This window comes from Spirosoma montaniterrae (assembly GCF_001988955.1).
GTDB classification, from domain to species: domain Bacteria; phylum Bacteroidota; class Bacteroidia; order Cytophagales; family Spirosomataceae; genus Spirosoma; species Spirosoma montaniterrae.
In genome coordinates, this window is sequence record NZ_CP014263.1 from 2485974 (window position 1) to 2502806 (window position 16833).

General features: G+C 52.5%; 19 protein-coding genes. 14 read left to right on the top strand and 5 right to left on the bottom strand.

The window, feature by feature from the left end:
• The first annotated feature begins 58 nt into the window (after window positions 1-58).
• Complete coding sequence (locus AWR27_RS10855) at window positions 59-811, top strand: phosphatidylinositol-specific phospholipase C/glycerophosphodiester phosphodiesterase family protein (protein ID WP_077133926.1); 753 nt, start codon at window positions 59-61, stop codon at window positions 809-811.
• A 2-nt stretch (window positions 812-813) separates the two neighbouring features.
• Here AWR27_RS10855 and AWR27_RS10860 read toward each other — a convergent pair whose 3' ends face one another.
• Together AWR27_RS10860 and AWR27_RS10865 are read right to left on the bottom strand one after the other, a co-directional pair.
• A complete protein-coding gene (locus tag AWR27_RS10860) occupies window positions 814-1644 on the bottom strand; it encodes a DUF2306 domain-containing protein (protein ID WP_077131195.1) in 831 nt (276 codons plus the stop codon).
• Window positions 1645-1746: 102 nt separating this feature from the next.
• The gene (locus AWR27_RS10865; RefSeq protein WP_077131196.1) at window positions 1747-2331 is read right to left on the bottom strand and encodes a Crp/Fnr family transcriptional regulator; all 585 of its coding nucleotides are present in this window, start codon (window positions 2329-2331) and stop codon (window positions 1747-1749) included.
• Between the two features lie 230 nt (window positions 2332-2561).
• Between AWR27_RS10865 and AWR27_RS25080 the strand changes: the two genes are divergently transcribed.
• The 8 genes from AWR27_RS25080 to AWR27_RS25775 all read left to right on the top strand — a co-directional run bounded on the left by AWR27_RS25080 (window position 2562) and on the right by AWR27_RS25775 (window position 7005).
• Window positions 2562-2780 (top strand): hypothetical protein, encoded by a 219-nt coding sequence (locus tag AWR27_RS25080; protein WP_083732815.1) that lies wholly within the window; start codon window positions 2562-2564, stop codon window positions 2778-2780.
• 48 nt (window positions 2781-2828) lie between these two features.
• Complete coding sequence (locus tag AWR27_RS10875; protein ID WP_077131197.1) at window positions 2829-4583, top strand: GMC oxidoreductase; 1755 nt, start codon at window positions 2829-2831, stop codon at window positions 4581-4583.
• Between the two features lie 141 nt (window positions 4584-4724).
• The gene (locus AWR27_RS10880) at window positions 4725-4964 is read left to right on the top strand and encodes a hypothetical protein (RefSeq protein ID WP_077131198.1); all 240 of its coding nucleotides are present in this window, start codon (window positions 4725-4727) and stop codon (window positions 4962-4964) included.
• On the top strand, window positions 4954-5283 hold the full coding sequence (locus tag AWR27_RS10885; RefSeq protein ID WP_077131199.1) for a type II toxin-antitoxin system RelE/ParE family toxin: 330 nt from the start codon (window positions 4954-4956) through the stop codon (window positions 5281-5283). The genes AWR27_RS10880 and AWR27_RS10885 overlap by 11 nt, the downstream gene beginning before the upstream one ends.
• Before the next feature lie 14 nt (window positions 5284-5297).
• On the top strand, window positions 5298-5456 hold the full coding sequence (locus tag AWR27_RS25275; protein ID WP_157579194.1) for a GMC oxidoreductase: 159 nt from the start codon (window positions 5298-5300) through the stop codon (window positions 5454-5456).
• Window positions 5457-5691: 235 nt separating this feature from the next.
• The gene (locus AWR27_RS10890) at window positions 5692-6042 is read left to right on the top strand and encodes an iron chaperone (protein ID WP_077131200.1); all 351 of its coding nucleotides are present in this window, start codon (window positions 5692-5694) and stop codon (window positions 6040-6042) included.
• A gap of 88 nt (window positions 6043-6130) precedes the next feature.
• Window positions 6131-6433 carry a PD-(D/E)XK nuclease family transposase gene (locus AWR27_RS25770; protein ID WP_232326035.1) on the top strand — a complete coding sequence of 101 codons (303 nt, stop codon included), beginning with the start codon at window positions 6131-6133 and terminating at the stop codon, window positions 6431-6433.
• A 248-nt stretch (window positions 6434-6681) separates the two neighbouring features.
• Entirely contained in the window at window positions 6682-7005 is a 324-nt protein-coding gene (locus tag AWR27_RS25775; RefSeq protein WP_232326036.1) for a hypothetical protein, read from the top strand.
• 230 nt (window positions 7006-7235) lie between these two features.
• Here AWR27_RS25775 and AWR27_RS10900 read toward each other — a convergent pair whose 3' ends face one another.
• Both AWR27_RS10900 and AWR27_RS10905 read right to left on the bottom strand, forming a co-directional pair.
• Window positions 7236-9764 carry an ATP-dependent Clp protease ATP-binding subunit gene (locus tag AWR27_RS10900; protein ID WP_077131201.1) on the bottom strand — a complete coding sequence of 843 codons (2529 nt, stop codon included), beginning with the start codon at window positions 9762-9764 and terminating at the stop codon, window positions 7236-7238.
• Between the two features lie 38 nt (window positions 9765-9802).
• Window positions 9803-10486, bottom strand: a complete 684-nt coding sequence (locus AWR27_RS10905; RefSeq protein ID WP_077131202.1) for a WbqC family protein — start codon at window positions 10484-10486, stop codon at window positions 9803-9805.
• 134 nt (window positions 10487-10620) lie between these two features.
• On the opposite strand from AWR27_RS10905, the gene AWR27_RS10910 reads away from it, so the two are divergent.
• From AWR27_RS10910 to AWR27_RS10930, 5 genes are all read left to right on the top strand, one after another.
• Complete coding sequence (locus AWR27_RS10910; protein ID WP_077131203.1) at window positions 10621-11493, top strand: lysophospholipid acyltransferase family protein; 873 nt, start codon at window positions 10621-10623, stop codon at window positions 11491-11493.
• A gap of 160 nt (window positions 11494-11653) precedes the next feature.
• Window positions 11654-13651, top strand: coding sequence for a (E)-4-hydroxy-3-methylbut-2-enyl-diphosphate synthase (ispG, locus tag AWR27_RS10915; protein ID WP_077131204.1), 1998 nt, complete (start codon window positions 11654-11656; stop codon window positions 13649-13651).
• A 108-nt stretch (window positions 13652-13759) separates the two neighbouring features.
• Window positions 13760-13948 carry a DUF6728 family protein gene (locus AWR27_RS10920; protein WP_077131205.1) on the top strand — a complete coding sequence of 63 codons (189 nt, stop codon included), beginning with the start codon at window positions 13760-13762 and terminating at the stop codon, window positions 13946-13948.
• Window positions 13945-14301: an MmcQ/YjbR family DNA-binding protein gene (locus AWR27_RS10925; protein WP_077131206.1), complete on the top strand. Its 357-nt coding sequence runs from the start codon at window positions 13945-13947 to the stop codon at window positions 14299-14301. The genes AWR27_RS10920 and AWR27_RS10925 overlap by 4 nt, the downstream gene beginning before the upstream one ends.
• 108 nt (window positions 14302-14409) lie before the next feature.
• Window positions 14410-14964 (top strand): tetratricopeptide repeat protein, encoded by a 555-nt coding sequence (locus AWR27_RS10930; RefSeq protein WP_077131207.1) that lies wholly within the window; start codon window positions 14410-14412, stop codon window positions 14962-14964.
• Between the two features lie 98 nt (window positions 14965-15062).
• On the opposite strand, the gene AWR27_RS10935 is transcribed toward AWR27_RS10930, so the two are convergent.
• The gene (locus AWR27_RS10935) at window positions 15063-16721 is read right to left on the bottom strand and encodes an FAD-dependent oxidoreductase (protein WP_077131208.1); all 1659 of its coding nucleotides are present in this window, start codon (window positions 16719-16721) and stop codon (window positions 15063-15065) included.
• Between the last annotated feature and the right edge of the window lie 112 nt (window positions 16722-16833).

The following is a 16833-nucleotide window of genomic DNA, read 5'->3' on the forward strand; positions in this document are numbered from 1 at the left end:
AATAACCCAGTTGTACTGCGTAACTTTCTGCCACTTTACGACTATGCTATTTCACGCTATGAATCGCTTATTTCTATTCATCACCAGTTTGGCTCTGACAACCAGCCTGTTTGCGCAGAAAATACACGCCCATAACGACTACGCACAACCGCAGCCATTTCTAAACGCCTACGAGCAACGCGCCGATTATATCGAAGCCGACGTGTGGTTACAGGATGGCAAACTCGTGGTCTCGCACGATAAGCCGCAAGCCAACGCCCCCACGCTCGACTCACTCTACCTGCGCCCGATTGCCCAACGGTTCAAACAATACAACGACAAAGTCAGCCCCGACCGGACGTATACCTTCGCGCTCATGATCGACGTGAAAGACAACCCCGCCGACGTACTGCCCAAACTAATTACGGCTTTGCAGGAGAATATCGGCTGTTTCAACCGGTCGGCCAACCCGAAGGCTATCCAGGTGATTGTTAGCGGCAACCGCCCTAAAGTGGAGACCTACTTAGATTACCCGCTATTGCTGCAATTCGACGGGCGGCCCAACGAAATTTATGATAAAGAAACGCTCCAACGGGTGGCTCTCATCAGCGATAATTTCCGGGGCTACAGCCGCTGGGACGGCACCGGCGACCTGCCCGACCTCGACCGCGAAAAGCTCAAACGCGTAATCAAACGCGCCCACAACGACGATAAGCCCATCCGGTTCTGGGCCATTCCCGACACGCCCAACGCCTGGAAACAGTTCAAAAAATTAGGCGTCGATATCATCAATACCGACAAAGTAGCCGAAGCCGTGCAGGCTATGCGTTGATGTTACACCCTCGGCCACCACATTCCCATTGTCGCACCCATTACGCCGATAGCCGTAACGACGGTGCAAAGCGCAATCACGATTGTTGTAGCCAACGTAAGCATCCGGCTTTGCCTGCGCTGGGCGTAGAAGTATAACTCCAGCACCAGCAGCGAGAGCGGCATAAGGTACGTAACGAGCGACAGCACCGTTAGAAACGGCCCCGTGAACGTTTTGTAATCGAACCCTACCGGACCACGGTTTATCAATAGCCAGGCCATCAGCCCGACGCGGAAAAACCACACGCCATTCACAACCATAAACAGCCGCAAAGTCCAGAGCCGGTGCCGGTCAAACTGACGGGCTTTGGCATACCGGACCGAGAGCAGCGCAAATGAAATGATGTAGAGAGCCTGTATGCTGTTGCTCACGTGCATGAATGTATCGCCTACCGTGCCCCGCGTCCAGATAAGCACAACCCCGGCTGTACTCACAACGATAGCGGTTAGTACGTAGAGTTTTCCAAGCCGGCGGTGAAACGTGCGGAAGCGGTCGCGCACGACGGGCATCAATTGCAACGGCCCGCCGATGACCAGAATAGCCGCCAGCAGTATATGTATTCCGATGAGCAGATTACCAGACCAGTCGCCTGCTACGTAGCCACGCGGCAATACCTTGTTCCACCGCTCGAAGTCGCCCGCGAGGGTGCTACGTCCGTAGAAGAAGAGAATATACGCGCCGAATAGCCATTGACCGACGGTGGCGACCACAAACCATGTAGTAGCGGCAATAGTCAGGGGTTTGCTGGAATGAGGAGCTTTTACAGATTGAGCAGAAAGGACATCCGTTATCATAGCCGAAAGGGGTTTTGTTCGGCTCTAAAGTAGCGCACGTCCGTAGCGGGGGGCTTAGACAAATGTCCAATCAGGATGAGCGGTCATACAACGCGCTGAACGTCATGTCGTACTCTCCCGGCGCAATCGGCTCAGATGCCGCTGCGTAATGCCCAGATACGACGCTACATAGCCCAGCGGCACGTGCCGGATGATGCCCGGCTTCTCACGCAGGAACCTCCGGTAGCGTTCTTCGGCGGTGAGCGTTGCCATGTCGGTGATGCGTTGTTTATCTTCCTGAAGGTGACGTTGCAGAATCTGGATGGTATAATCTTTCTGCGTTTGGCTGCGTTCGGCAGTTCGGTCTACGTCGTCGCGGCTGATGCGGAGCAGTTCGCAGTCGGTGATGCAGTGCAAATTTTCGTTCGATACGCTGCGGTGCATAAAGTGAAAATACGACGTAAAGAAGCGGGGACCGTCGTTGAGGTCGGTGGTAACCTGGTTCCCGTCAGCGTCGTGGTAGAAGTTGCGCATATAGCCCGACACGATGAAATTGTGATGCTGCGGCACCGCTCCGGCAGCCTCAAGAATCGTATCTTTCGGCACAAACACGGGCTGAAACGTTTGCCGAATGCTGGCTTTGTCGGAGTCGGGCAGTGTCAGGATCTGCGCTACATAGTCGAAGAACGTCTGGTAATAGTGTTCCATAGGGCGGGGCGTTACGTTGCCAGGCCACTAAAATACAACGGTTTAGCTCTCACTCAAACCATGACCATAAGCCCCCGAAAACTCTTTCTGATCGATGGCATCGGCGCGTTGATGTCGGCTTTCTTAGTGGGGATCGTCCTCGCTACGTTCGAGCCCGTCTTCGGGATGCCGCGAACAGCAACGTATTGGCTGGCCCTCCTACCCTGTCTGTTTGCCTTCTACTCCTTTACGTGCTCCTGCTGGTCAAACAAAGCTGGAAACCCTATCTGCGCCTGATTGCTATTGCCAACCTGCTTTACTGCGGACTGACAGCGGGTTTGATGATCTATTTTTACCAACGCTTAACCGTTTGGGGTTTAGCCTATTTCGTTGCCGAGATTATCGTGGTCGCTGGCCTGGCGTTGGTTGAGCTGAAAACGGCTGTTAACTTACCTCCTCACGGCAAGTAAACTCCCCTACTTTGCGTCTTACTACTATCAGCGTTGACTATTACTCTGATGGATAATCCACAATTGAAAAAAGCCCCGCTCGTGTACGATGTCGCTATCGTTGGTTCGGGAGCAGGCGGAGGTATGGCCGCCTATATGCTGGCAAAAGCCGGGGCAAAAGTCGTGCTGCTCGAAGCGGGCGGCTACTATGACCCCGCCGACCCCAAATACATTACGCAAATGAAATGGCCCTGGGAGTCGCCCCGGCGCGGAGCCGCTACAGAGTTCCGGTCGGGTGGTGATTTCGACGCGGCCTGGGGCGGCTGGGCCATCGACGGCGAACCCTATTCATCGAAAGACGGCACCGAATTTCACTGGTTTCGGTCACGGATGCTGGGTGGGCGCACCAACCACTGGGGGCGCATCTCCCTGCGCTTCGGTCCCGACGACTTCCGGCGCAAATCCATGACCGGCGTGGGCGAAGACTGGCCCATCGGCTACGACGACATCAAACCCTTCTACGACCGGGTCGATAAACTGATCGGCGTGTTTGGCTCGGTAGAGAATTTCCCCAACGAACCCGACGGTATTTTTCTACCCCCGCCCAAGCCTCGTCTGCACGAGCTGATGATTCGGAAAGGGGCCACGAGCATTGGCATCCCGGTGATTCCCTCGCGGCTGAGCATTCTGACGAAACCCGTAAACAACGAGCGGGGGCAGTGTTTCTATTGTCGGCAGTGCAACCGGGGCTGTCAGGCATACGCCGATTTTTCGTCGTCGTCGGTATTGTGTATTCCGGCGGTAAAAACCGGCAACGTCACGCTCATCAACGGTGCGATGGCCCGCGAAGTGCTGACCGATCCGCAAACGGGTTTAGCTACGGGCGTGAGCTACGTAGACACGCGCACGTTGCAGGAAATTACGGTGCGGGCCAAAGCCGTGATGCTCGGCGCAAGTGCCTGCGAATCGGCCCGAATTCTGCTCAACTCTAAATCGAGTCGCTTCCCCAACGGCCTTGCCAACAGCAGTGGCGTAGTCGGCAAATACCTGAACGACTCTACCGGAGCCAGCCGGTCGGCGTTTGTACCGGCCCTGATGGACCGCAAACGCTACAATGAAGACGGCGTGGGCGGAATGCACGTGTTCACGCCCTGGTGGTTAGATAACAGCAAGTTAGACTTCCCACGCGGCTACCACATCGAGTACGGCGGGGGCATGGGAATGCCCGGTTATGGTTTCGGCGGGGGCATTGAAGCGATGCATAGATTAGTGCCGGGCCGCGACGGAAAAATGAAGCAGCCGGGTGGCTACGGTGCCGGTTTCAAAGACGACCAACGCCGGTTCTACGGCGCGTACATCAGCATGTCGGGGCGCGGTGAGCCGGTGCCGCTCGAAAGCAACTACTGCGAAATCGACCCCGATAAGGTTGATAAATACGGCATTCCGGTACTACGGTTCCGCTACAAGTGGTCTGATTATGAGGTGAAGCAGGCCAAACACATGCAGGACACCTTTGAGGAAATCATTCACGCGATGGGCGGTATCGCGCTCGGCCCCAAACCCGGCCCCGACGATGCCCACGGCTACGGATTAGCCGCGCCCGGCAGAATCATCCACGAAGTCGGCACCGTTCGCATGGGCAACGACCCCAAAACCTCGGCCTTGAACAAGTATCAGCAGGCCCACGAGGTCAAAAACCTGTTCGTCGTCGATGCGGCCCCGTTCCCATCACAGGGCGACAAAAACGTAACCTGGACCATCTTAGCCTCCGCCATGCGCACGTCAGAATATTTTATTGAGCAGGTGAAGCAGAAGAGTTTGTGAGGTAGTGGCGGGTGAGCGCAATATAGTGTTGCGGCTCCTTTTTTTTCCTATTTTTGTTTGTAAGCAAACAGACGGCAATGGTTATCATTGACGAATAAGCGATTGCTACCATCTGTAGTGCTGAGGAAAAACTGCGTCAATATGAGCGTCAATCTGCAATTCAATACAAGTCTGACTGTCGCTGAGCTGGCGGGTATTCTACGTAGTCAGTTACAGCCGCAGGAACGGCAGGAATTGGTTTCGCTACTCCTTGCAGACGATGCTCCGGTCACGAAAGAGCAACTAAAAGCCGATTTACAGGAAGCGATTGAGGAGGTTAATCTGTATAAGCGGGGTAGAAAACAATTGCGCTCGGCCTGGGAGGTATTGAATGAATTATAGCATTCTAAGCACCGAAAAGTTCGATAAGCTACTCAAGCGATTAGCCAGGAAACACCCTTCCATCAAATCCGATTTAACCGCTCTACTTACATCTTTACAGACTGACCCCACGCAGGGCGCATCGTTGGGACGTAATTGCTATAAGGTAAGGCTTGCAATTAAAAGCAAAGCCAAAGGGAAAAGTGGGGGTGCCAGGGTAATTACACATTTGCATATCTCCGAAACAACCGTCATTCTGCTGACTATTTACGACAAAGCCGAAAAAGAAGACCTGACTCCGAACGAATTGGAAGAATTACTGGCAGCACTTGCGCTTTGACAGACAGCAACGTGATGATAATTGATACCAAAGATGAGGTGAAAAACCTGTTCGTGGTCGATGCGGCCCCGTTCCCCTCACAAGGCGACAAAAACGTAACCTGGACGATTTTGGCCTCCGCCATGCGCACGTCAGAGTATTTTATTGAGCAGGTGAAGCAGAAGAGTTTGTAGGTGAAGCCAGCGTTCCAACCACTTAATCTAATTAAGCTTGGCGACAGCATTTTGTAATTAAGTCAGTTTGCGTGTAATTGTGTATTGAGTCAAAGAGTCCAAGTAGCACTTCAAATTCCGAACTGCGAACGACGGAAGATATGGTTCGCGAGAGCAGCTTTGGGCTTCATGGTTCGGGTTTCGGGCGACACTACAAACGCCCCGGTTAGGACAATTGGACAAAAAGGTAAACTGTATGAATAAAGAAACAAAAACGGTTGACGATTACATTGCCAGTTTCTCGGAAGAAGTCAGAGAGAGACTTCAACGTATTCGTCAGCTAATAAAAGACAATGCCCCACAAGCTAAGGAAAGCGTTGCCTACGGGATAGCTGCCTACAAGATTAACAAAAAACCGTTGGTCTATTTCGGTGGCTTCAATAACCATACAAGTTTTCATGCCACTCCCGTCGGCCACGAGCAGTTTAGAGATAAGCTTTCTGTTTATAAGCAAGGTAAAGGTTCTGTGCAGTTTCCACATACCCAGCCTTTGCCAGTGGAATTGATTGTTGAAATCATAAAATTTAGAGTGGCAGAAAACACCTGAAGCGGTTTTCATTTTTGGTATTTTGCTCCTCATGGGCGGCTGTCTGGCGACGGGCCGTACATGCTGTTGTTTCTAATACCTTTGTCGGATGGAGACAGGCATTTACATTCCCATCATTTCAGACTATGGCTTCAAAGCCACCTTCGGTAACGAAGCCGACAGTTTATTCCTTCGCACGGCGTTACAGGCACTCATCAAGTTGGAAACGCCCATCCGGGCGGTACATTTTGATAAGAATGCGTTTGACGCTTTGACTGTTGATAGTCGAAGCGGCATTTTTGATGTCTCTCGTACCGATGAGCAGGGCAATCACTTCATCGTGGAGATGCCAGTTGGGACAGGCTCCGCACTTTGTACAGCGGATGAAATTCTATGCCCTGCACAAGTTTAATACAGTTGTAGAACGGGGAGAATTTGATTATGCCAATCTGCCTAAAATTTATGCTATTGCTCTATTGGAAAGGAACATTTTGGCGACGGCTCAATATCATACCATCGCTAATCTGCGAAGCGAACACAGTGAAATCATTGACAGCCAAATGACCGCAACGGCGGACCGTGTTCATCATCGTAGAATTGGCTAAATTTACGAAGCGGGTAGCCGAAATTGAGACTGATTTAGAAAAGCTTGTTTTTACGATGAAGACACTTCACACGACCGAACCTACGCAATATCCCGCTTTCTGGAACGAAGAATGGTTACGTCGGGCTATTGACGAGTTGGATACGCGGAAGATGACCCCGGAGGAGCGGGCGCATTTTGCCCGCGTGACAGCGGCCAACGCCGAAGCGGTCAAAGCTGAAAAGCAAAAAATTCGAGAAGCTGTAGAGCAAAAAGAAATAGAAACTGTCACCAGAGCATTAAAACGCGGCAAACTCACAATCGAAGAAATTGCTGAAGACAGCGGAGTTAGCGTTGATTTCGTTCTTGAAATTCAGCATCGGTTAACCCAAAACCCGTAAGGCAGCTTTCCGTCGATAAGGAGCACGTCCCGAAGGAGCGTCTGCATTTCAACCGTTCATGTGTGTAAAAGCTCGTTCTTCGCCATAAGGCCCCTGGGCCGTTGGGACGTACAAATTAGCGCAAACTTCACGTACTCCAAACCAAAACAGCCGAACGTCTCCGCTCGGCTGTCTTTGTATGTAGGCGATAGCAACTCTACAACTATCTGACCTTACAACTTTATAACTTCCTATTCTACTACCGCTTCGGGCTTCTTCACCGTGATGGTGAGCGTTTCGCCTTCGCCAGCGTAATCGGCCAGGATTACATCGCCTTCCTTCAGTTCGCCTTTCAGGATTTCTTCAGCAACGGGGTCTTCGAGATAACGCTGAATGGCGCGGCTCAACGGACGGGCACCGTACTGCTGATCGTAGCCCTTCTCCGACAGAAAGTCTTTCGCTTTGTCGGTCAGTTCCACGTTGTAGCCCAAGCTCGTAATGCGGCCCAGCAACTTATTCAGCATCAGGTCAATGATCTTGTGCAGGTCTTCGCGTTGCAGCGAGTTGAACACAATCACATCGTCTAAGCGGTTGAGGAACTCCGGCGAGAATGCCTTCCGCAGCGCACTCTGAATCGTGCTTTTCATCAACTCATCCTGACTTTCAGCCGATTTTTTGGTCGCGAAACCAATGCCCGCACCGAAGTCTTTCAGGTCGCGAACACCAATGTTCGAGGTCATGATGATGATGGTGTTGCGGAAGTCGACCCGGCGACCTAAGCCGTCGGTCAGAATGCCGTCGTCCAGCACTTGCAGCAGGATGTTGAACACGTCGGGGTGCGCTTTTTCGATTTCATCGAGCAGCACTACGCTGTATGGCTTTCGGCGAATTTTCTCGGTCAGTTGGCCGCCTTCTTCGTAGCCGACGTAGCCCGGAGGAGCACCCACCAACCGGCTCACGCTGAACTTCTCCATGTATTCCGACATGTCGATACGTACCAGCGCATCGTCTTTATCGAAGAGGTAGGTTGCCAGCACTTTCGCCAGTTCGGTTTTGCCCACGCCCGTGGGGCCGAGGAAGATAAACGAACCAATCGGCTTTTTGGGGTCTTTCAGGCCCACGCGGGTCCGCTGAATGGCTTTCACCAGCTTTTCGATAGCAGACTCCTGCCCAATAACCCGACCCTTTAGTTCCTCGCCCATGTTGACGAGTTTCTTGCCTTCGTCGTTCGAGACGCTCGTTACCGGAATACCCGTCATCATTGCCACTACTTCGGCAACGTTGTCTTCTGTAACCGTGTACCGACGCTTCTTGGTATCTTCTTCCCACGCCTGTTTAGCGCGTTCGAGCTGGTCGATGAGTCGTTTTTCCTTGTCGCGGAGTTGAGCCGCTTCTTCGTACTTCTGACTCTTGACAACCTGGTTTTTCTCTTTCTTGATATTCTCGATCTGCTCTTCCAGCTTCAGAATGTCTTCTGGAACTGTGATGTTCGAGATGTGGACGCGGGCACCTACTTCGTCCATCACGTCGATGGCCTTATCGGGCAGGAACCGATCCGAGATATACCGCTCCGACAGCTTCACCGCAGCTTCGATGGCTTCTTTAGTGTAGTTGACGTGGTGGTGATCTTCGTACTTATCCTTGATGTTGTTCAGGATTTCGATGGTTTCGTCAATCGATGTAGCATCGACCATTACCATCTGGAATCGACGGGCCAATGCACCGTCTTTCTCAATATACTGGCGGTATTCGTCCAGCGTAGTAGCCCCGATGCATTGAATGTCGCCACGGGCCAATGCTGGTTTGAACATGTTCGAGGCATCGAGCGAACCCGACGCGCCACCCGCCCCAACGATGGTATGCAACTCATCGATGAACAGAATCACTTCGGGCGATTTTTCCAGCTCGTTCATCACGGCCTTCATACGCTCCTCAAACTGACCCCGGTATTTTGTACCGGCCACAAGCGATGCCAGATCGAGCGTAACGACACGCTTGCCGAACAGCACCCGCGACACTTTTTTCTGCACAATCCGCAGCGCAAGCCCTTCAGCGATGGCGGTTTTACCGACGCCCGGCTCACCGATCAGAATCGGGTTATTTTTCTTCCGGCGGCTCAGAATCTGGGCCACGCGCTCAATTTCTTTCTCGCGACCAACAATGGGGTCGAGCTTGCCTACTTCGGCGAGTTTGGTGAGGTCACGACCAAAGTTGTCGAGTACGGGCGTCCGCGATTTCTCGGAGCCTTTCTGCTCTTTTCCTGAACTCGTGCTGCCACCGCCGAACATGCCCCGGTCATTGTCGTCGTCGTCGGTATCCGACGCCATCGTGGGCCGTGTACCTGTCGATTGATATTCCAGCATCTCCTTAATGACTTCGTAATTCACGTTAAACTTATTGAGAATCTGCGTGGCAACATTGTCTTCGTCGCGCAGAATAGACAGCAGCAGGTGTTCGGTGCCGATGAGCGGGCTTTTGAATATTTTAGCCTCCAGATAGGTGATTTTCAGCGTTTTTTCCGACTGACGGGTCAGCGGAATGTTAGCCAGATTTTTCACATTATTGGTGGCTGTTCCTTTCGTTGCCTGTTCGATAGTGACCCGGAGTTCGTCGAGGGCGAGGCCGAGTTTTTTGAGTAGCCCAACCGCCACCCCTTCACCTTCACGTATCATACCGAGCAACAGATGTTCTGTGCCGATATAATCGTGGCCTAAACGTAAGGCTTCCTCCCGACTGAGCGAGATGACTTCCTTGACGCGGTTTGAGAATTTTGCTTCCATTCGATTTGGGGTCCCTTACAATATGCGGTAATACTGGCTTAACGCAGCGTTTTGTTGATTTGTTCGCCTGGGTCAAAGAGCGAAAGAGTTAAAACTTCTCTCGCCATTGGCCCCTGGCAAAACAGCAAATCAAGTACGCTGAGGTTTGGTACAAATTCCTGACCAAAGTTCTGCTGATATGGCACCGAACGCCCGAATACATACGATTCAGCCTCATTCGGCGGATTTATGGCCGACCGGGCGTCAAAAATACCCGGTGAAACCTCTTTTCTATAGCAATCTGTCAGGTTTATGGACGGGGCTGCGCCTAAAAGTCTCAGACAAATTGTCAGCAATTCCTGGTTTAACTCAAATAGATACGTCCAGCTTTTCCGATAAACAGGCTCCAGTTCGGGGGCGTAGTACTCGAAAAATGGAGCTTTACCGTAGGCTCCCTGCAAACACCGCCAATGATGCGCCTGCCACCGCTGGTCGTTATCGATACGAAGGTCACGGATGGGTTGGTGGCGCGTTCCTTTCTGCACCGGCACCGTTAGCGTATCTACTTTGTTCGCCGTCAAGACATAACAGCGATTTCTGTAACTTTGCTTCTGGTAATGCTCGTTTGCTTCCAGCCATACCCGCTCGAATTGCAACAAACCCGTCATGTAATCGAAGCATGGCAGGTAGTGTAACTCGATCAATAACGAAGCTGACGACGACTCTAATTGGTACTTTTCCAATAACTCCAACACGTATCTGCTACCAATTAACGCAAAAAAGCAATACCGACAACCGATTTCCAAAAATTTTAATTTTCAGGTATCCATCGGGTAAAATCAATTGTTTTATTCATTAAGAATCTGTTTCGTACCGAATGTTCTTCCTGCGTTTGTTATCACGTTTGCCGCTCCCGGCACTCTACGGATTGGCTAACTTCCTGTATTTTATTCTGTTGCACGTAGTTCGCTACCGACGGGCCGTCGTGATTGAAAACCTGCAACGGTCATTTCCAGAAAAATCGACTGCCGAAATTAACCAGATTGCACGCGGTTTTTACCGGAATCTGACCGACATTCTGGTTGAAACGGTGAAGATGCCCACACTTTCGTCCGACGAATTGCAACGACGATTTCGGTACACAAACCCTGAACAGGCATTTGCCTTTCTCAACGCCGGGCAAACCATTATCTGTAGCGGGTCGCATCAGGGCAACTGGGAGTGGGTGCCATCGGCAGCGGTGTCGATTGGGATTCCGGTCGATAGTGTGTATAAGCCGCTGACCAACGAAACGATGGAACACTATATGCAGGAAGTGCGGGCGAGTCATGGAGCCGTGCCAACGCCGATGAACCTGCTGCCCCGGCAGTTGGTGGCCCGTAAAGACGTGCCGCGTGTGATTGCGCTGGTAGCCGATCAGGTGCCCGACGTGCCCGAGCAGGCGCACTGGATGGATTTTCTGCACCGCGACACGCCCTTCTACCCCGGCACCGAACGGCTGGCCCGCAGCCGTAACTTTCCGGTGTTTTACGTGGAAGTGGTGCGCGTTCGGCGCGGTCATTACGAAGCAAGGTTCGACCTGATTGCCAAGCCGCCCTACAACGACCTGCCGCAGGGCGCAATTCTGGAACGCTACCGCGATAAACTGGAAGAAACCATTCGCAGGCATCCGTCCGACTGGCTGTGGTCGCACAAACGCTGGAAACACTGGCGGGAGAAATACGCCAAAGTCGGCGCGAAATTAGAGTGATAGATGGAACACGGATTAAACAGATTGGACGGATTTACACGGATGCGTATCGCTGATTGCGAGGACAAAAATCTGTGTTCATCTGTGACATCCGTATTATCCGTGTTCCATCCAGCCGTATCTTTGTATAGTAGCAAACCGGCCCTGTGCCGAAACTGATATGCTCGATTCAATGCCCTCCCCTGCTGCTTCGCCCGTTCTTTACACGCCTTCGCTGACCGAATACGTTCGGCGGAAAACTATTACCGTTCCCATTGGCGACGTGCCGATGGGGTCCGACTACCCGATTCGGGTTCAGTCGATGACCACCGTCGATACGATGGATACGCTCGGTTCGGTCGAGCAGTCGATTCGGATGATCGAAGCGGGTTGCGAATTGGTGCGCATCACGGCTCCGAGCGTGAAGGAAGCGCAGAACTTAGAAAATATTCGGAACGAACTGCGGGTGCGGGGCTACACCACACCGCTCGTGGCCGATATTCACTTTACGCCCAACGCTGCCGAACTGGCCGCCCGCATCGTAGAGAAAGTACGCATCAACCCCGGCAACTACGCCGACCGCAAACGCTTTGAACACATCGACTACACCGATGCCAGTTATGCATCCGAATTAGAGCGGATTCGCGATAAGTTTTTGCCGTTGGTTCGCATCTGCAAGGAATACGGCACGGCCATGCGGATTGGCACCAATCACGGTTCACTGTCAGACCGGATTTTGAGCCGCTACGGCGATACGCCCGTCGGTATGGTGGAATCGGCACTGGAGTTTCTGCGTATCTGCGAAGACGAGAACTATTACAACATCGTGCTGTCGATGAAATCGAGCAACCCGCAGGTGATGGTGCAGGCGTACCGGCTGCTGGTGCAACGGCTGGACGAGGAGGGGCTGAAACCCTATCCGCTGCACCTCGGCGTGACCGAAGCGGGCGAGGCCGAAGATGGACGCATCAAGTCGGCATTGGGTATTGGCACGCTGCTCGAAGATGGTATCGGCGATACGGTGCGGGTGTCGCTCACCGAAGAACCGGAGTTTGAAGCCCCCGTAGCCAAAGCCTTGATTGACCGCTACACGAACCGGTCGGCTCTGAGTCAGCCGATTCCAGCAATTAATTCCTACCCAATCAATCCCTTTCAGTATACGCGCCGGACAACGCACGAGGTCGCCAATTTTGGCGGGCAAAATGTGCCGCGCGTGATTGCAGACTTTAGTCGGGTTCTGGTTTCGGAACACGACGTGCTGCATCCCATCGGGCATTTTTACCTGCCCGTGCCCGATAAGTGGCGCATGAACGACCTCGGTGCCGATTACATCTATACGGGTTCGCAGCCCGCGCAGTTTATGCTGCCCAACGGCCTGAAAGAAATTCAGGACTACGCCGTTTGGCAAACCAATGCCGACCGAATCAACACTTTCCCACTGCTGACGGTTGATGAGTATCTGCACACACCGACGGGTCAGTTAAGTAAACGCCTGAATTTTGTACGGGCATCGTTGTCCGACATGTCGGTTCTGTTTATGGAGTCATTGAAGCATCGGGACGTAGAAGCCGTACTGGTAATTCGTACCGACAACGCCCATGCCATGCCCGAACTGCGCCGGTTGTTCGTTGAACTCATTAACCGGGGCATCACGACGCCCGTTGTGATTCAGCGCAGCTACGCCGATGTTCCTGACACCGACGTACCGCTGTTTGCCGCTACCGACGCGGGCGGGCTGCTCATCGACGGCTTAGGCGACGGCATTATGCTCTCGGCACCGGCTCAACCGGATTCGGACGAACTGAAAAAACTCAACAGTCTGGCGTTCGGGATTTTACAGGCTGCCCGCACGCGCATCACCAAAACTGAATATATTTCGTGCCCGTCGTGTGGCCGCACGCTGTTCGATTTGCAGGAAACTACGGCTATGATTCGGCAACGCACCGATCATTTGAAGGGCGTGAAAATTGGCATTATGGGCTGCATCGTGAACGGCCCCGGCGAAATGGCCGACGCCGACTATGGCTATGTAGGTATCGGGCGCGATAAGATTGCGCTGTATCGGGGGCAGCAGGTGATTAAGAAGTCGGTGCCAGCCGAGCGAGCCGTTGATGAGCTAATCGAATTGATTCGCGAAGATAGCCGCTGGATTGAGCCGGAAAAAGTCGAAACATTTTAGATGAACAGGGTTTTTAATTCGCTCAGGCCCGCTTCATCTTATTTTAACAATTGGGATTCTTCGGGCTGGCAATCGTGTTATTAATGTAGACACCTGTTCTTGTTACTGATGAATCGCATCCTGAATTATCTCAAAATAGGGCCGGTTTTTGCCTACTTTTTTCGCGTCTTTCGCAAGCCCGACCCCAACCACCCGACAAGCGTAAACCTGCGTATGATGCACGGCATCAACCGGATTTCGATTGTGATGTTTCTCTTTTGTATCTGTGTCATGATTTTTCGGGCCTGTTTCCGATGAACCCTGAAAGCCTGCGAGACTATTGCCTGACCAAACCCGGCGTCACGGAGTCGTTTCCGTTTGATGAGGTGACGCTCGTATTTAAAGTTGGTGGTAAGATATTCGCGCTGCTGGATACCGAGAGCCGCCCCACTACCATTAACCTGAAATGCGACCCGGAGCGTGCCGCACAACTCCGCGAAGAGTTTGACGCGGTGCAACCCGGTTACCACATGAATAAAACCCACTGGAATACCGTACTGCTGAACGGCAGCGTTCGTACTTCAGACGTACAGGAGTGGATCGACCACTCGTATGAACTGGTGCGAAGCCGACTCCCCAAAGCCGTTCGGGAGAGCTTAGAAAATGAGTGATGTGTAAAAGCAAGTAAAGGTTTGCGTAGACGAAGCCTGTCGCTCATTTTACAGTTTACGCTATTCATTTATGAGATATATTAGAGGCTTGTAAAGCCAGACTGTGTTATGGAAGTTGCGCTGTTGAGTCTGTTATTCATTCTGTATTTGACCATCCGCTACTACGTCGTTGATCACGATACCCCGACCGATAAAGATCAGAAACGGTTCCAGAAAGGTATCGAAATGGTCAACAAACGGCAGTTTGATGAAGCGCATCGTTATTTTGACGAAGCCATCCGGCAGCACCCCAAATCGGCGGTGGCTTATGCGTACCGGGGCAAGTGCCAATTGGTGCAGGAGAATTATTATTCAGCCATTTATGATCTGACGCAGGCCATTAGCCGCGATAATACGCTGGCCGATTGTTACCTCGACCGGGGCATTGCCTACTACAAAACCGAAGAATATACCAACGCCTTCCGCGAGTTCGATAAAGCCGTTTGGCACTTCCGCGACGAACAGCCCGACGCCTACCGATGGCGTGCCCTCGCCCGCATTCAGGTTCGGCAACTGCCACAGGCCGAAAGCGACCTCCGCCGGGCCGTTGCCCTCGGCGACGAAAATTCGTTTCACATCCTGATGCAGCCGCCGTTTACGAGACCGGTGTATAATAAGTTGTAAAGTTGAAGGGTTGTAGGGTTGTAAAGTTGGCTGCCGCACCCACATTGAGGGCGGAGCAACTTTACAACCCTATAACCCTTCAACTTTATAACTCTATGTCAATTCTCAAGCCGTTGGCCGTCTTTTAACAAGGCGGCTTTCAGCGTTTCATAAGGCAGCTTCTGCGGGCTTACATTGGTTTGAATTGCCAGCACAGCCGCCGTAGCCGCCGATTGGCCCAGAATCATAAAGACCGGCTCCATCCGAATCGAGCCGTAGGCAATGTGGCTGGCCGATACGCATACCGGCACGAGCAGGTTGCGGCACTCGGCTTCTTTGGGCAGAATAGACCCGTAGGCAATGGAATACGGCCTGTCGGGATGCACGCCGATATCACCCTCGTTTTGCACGTAACCGTCGTATTTTACGTACCGCTGGGCGTTGTGCGAATCGAGCGCGTATGACCCCATACCAACAGAGTTAGGAACGTTGGTTTTACCCAGCGCATCAGCTTCCTTCATCACAAACGAACCAATCATACGCCGGGCTTCGCGAACGTAGATTTGGTGAGGCCAGCCGCCATTGTCTTTGAACTCATCTTTGGGCAGACCCCACTGCTGCATCTTCTCGTGTACGTCGGCAGGAACGCGCGGGTCGTTCTGGAGAAAATACATCAGCCCCTTCTGATACAGTTCGTGATCGCGGATAATCTCGCGACGGCGTTCGTAGCTGGCTTCGGGATAGTCGTAGTTTTTACCGATGTAATCGGTATTGAACGGGCCGTGGTTGTTGGTGTCGGTTTTCCGGTTTGGAATCAGGTCGTATTTGTTGAACGTGTCTTTATAGCCATTGGCATAGACCCGCGCAAAGAGTTCGTAGCGGGCCGGGTCGTAGCCTTCAGGTTTAGGAAACGGAACGCGGTTGTCGGGGTGATTGCTCAGGCACATGCGGAAACAGTACGCCTGAATCCGCTTATCGCCCGATCCTTTTACCCCCGGCGACTGATTCGACACTTCGGGCAGCAGACCACTGCTGGGATTGCCGGGTATTTTGAACGGGCTAACGTTGGTTTTAAAGTGATGCCCGTGGTGAAACACCTCCGTCTGTACGCCATTGAACTGCTCACCATACACGCTATTGGCTTCGCGCCCAACGTGGTAGCTCACCCCCGCCAGAGCCATTAAATCGCCTTCGTAGGTAGCGTCGATGAACATCTTTCCCCGGTATTCGTTGCCACGCAGCGTTCTGAACGCCTGAATGGCGTTGCCCTGCTTACGAATACCTTTTTTGGTTCGGTCGAGCCACTCATCGCGGTAAACGGTGAGTTGATTTTCCCGAACGAAGTCTTCAAAAACGGCTTCGGCAGCGTGGGGTTCAAAAATCCACATGGTTCGGTTGGCTCCGTCGATGGCGGGCGTTCCCTGCCCTTTGTTGCCAAACTGTTCGCGTTTTTCCCATTGCCAGTTTTCGGGCTTCTGGTAGTGGTCGTACAGCCGCCCGTAAAACGCCCGCGACAACCCGCCGATCACCTCTTTGTTACCCGTATCGGTAAAGCCCAGCCCACCCGACGACAGCCCGCCGAGATGTTTATCGGGCGACACGACGATAACCGATTTGCCCATCTTTTTGACCTGCACAGCCGCTATCACTGCCGCCGACGTACCGCCGTAAATAATCACGTCGGCAGAGCGAATAGTAGGTTTCTGTCCATAGACTAAGGGTATAAATGCCGCCGAACACAGTAAAAGGATCGATGAGCAGCGATGAATTAGCTTCATAAGGGTGTATTGATTGATTCGAGAAAGAACTTTTGCCCATGCAAGTCAATTAATCGGGAAAAATAATGGTCGTGAACTATACAGAATGTAAAACGCCCGCCCTGTAGTTGTT

What these genes read in the sequence shown, in the direction of transcription:
- AWR27_RS10930 (WP_077131207.1), top strand. Translation starts at nt 14,410, where the DNA reads ATGGAAGTTGCGCTGTTGAGTCTGTTATTCATTCTGTATTTGACCATC.
- AWR27_RS10910 (WP_077131203.1), top strand. Translation starts at nt 10,621, where the DNA reads ATGTTCTTCCTGCGTTTGTTATCACGTTTGCCGCTCCCGGCACTCTAC.
- AWR27_RS25275 (WP_157579194.1), top strand. Translation starts at nt 5,298, where the DNA reads ATGATAATTGATACCAAAGATGAGGTGAAAAACCTGTTCGTGGTCGAT.
- AWR27_RS10900 (WP_077131201.1), bottom strand. Translation starts at nt 9,764, where the DNA reads ATGGAAGCAAAATTCTCAAACCGCGTCAAGGAAGTCATCTCGCTCAGT.
- AWR27_RS25770 (WP_232326035.1), top strand. Translation starts at nt 6,131, where the DNA reads ATGGAGACAGGCATTTACATTCCCATCATTTCAGACTATGGCTTCAAA.
- AWR27_RS10935 (WP_077131208.1), bottom strand. Translation starts at nt 16,721, where the DNA reads ATGAAGCTAATTCATCGCTGCTCATCGATCCTTTTACTGTGTTCGGCG.
- AWR27_RS10865 (WP_077131196.1), bottom strand. Translation starts at nt 2,331, where the DNA reads ATGGAACACTATTACCAGACGTTCTTCGACTATGTAGCGCAGATCCTG.
- AWR27_RS10925 (WP_077131206.1), top strand. Translation starts at nt 13,945, where the DNA reads ATGAACCCTGAAAGCCTGCGAGACTATTGCCTGACCAAACCCGGCGTC.
- AWR27_RS10855 (WP_077133926.1), top strand. Translation starts at nt 59, where the DNA reads ATGAATCGCTTATTTCTATTCATCACCAGTTTGGCTCTGACAACCAGC.
- AWR27_RS10860 (WP_077131195.1), bottom strand. Translation starts at nt 1,644, where the DNA reads ATGATAACGGATGTCCTTTCTGCTCAATCTGTAAAAGCTCCTCATTCC.
- AWR27_RS10920 (WP_077131205.1), top strand. Translation starts at nt 13,760, where the DNA reads ATGAATCGCATCCTGAATTATCTCAAAATAGGGCCGGTTTTTGCCTAC.
- AWR27_RS25775 (WP_232326036.1), top strand. Translation starts at nt 6,682, where the DNA reads ATGAAGACACTTCACACGACCGAACCTACGCAATATCCCGCTTTCTGG.
- AWR27_RS10880 (WP_077131198.1), top strand. Translation starts at nt 4,725, where the DNA reads ATGAGCGTCAATCTGCAATTCAATACAAGTCTGACTGTCGCTGAGCTG.
- AWR27_RS10885 (WP_077131199.1), top strand. Translation starts at nt 4,954, where the DNA reads ATGAATTATAGCATTCTAAGCACCGAAAAGTTCGATAAGCTACTCAAG.
- ispG (WP_077131204.1), top strand. Translation starts at nt 11,654, where the DNA reads ATGCTCGATTCAATGCCCTCCCCTGCTGCTTCGCCCGTTCTTTACACG.
- AWR27_RS10875 (WP_077131197.1), top strand. Translation starts at nt 2,829, where the DNA reads ATGGATAATCCACAATTGAAAAAAGCCCCGCTCGTGTACGATGTCGCT.
- AWR27_RS10890 (WP_077131200.1), top strand. Translation starts at nt 5,692, where the DNA reads ATGAATAAAGAAACAAAAACGGTTGACGATTACATTGCCAGTTTCTCG.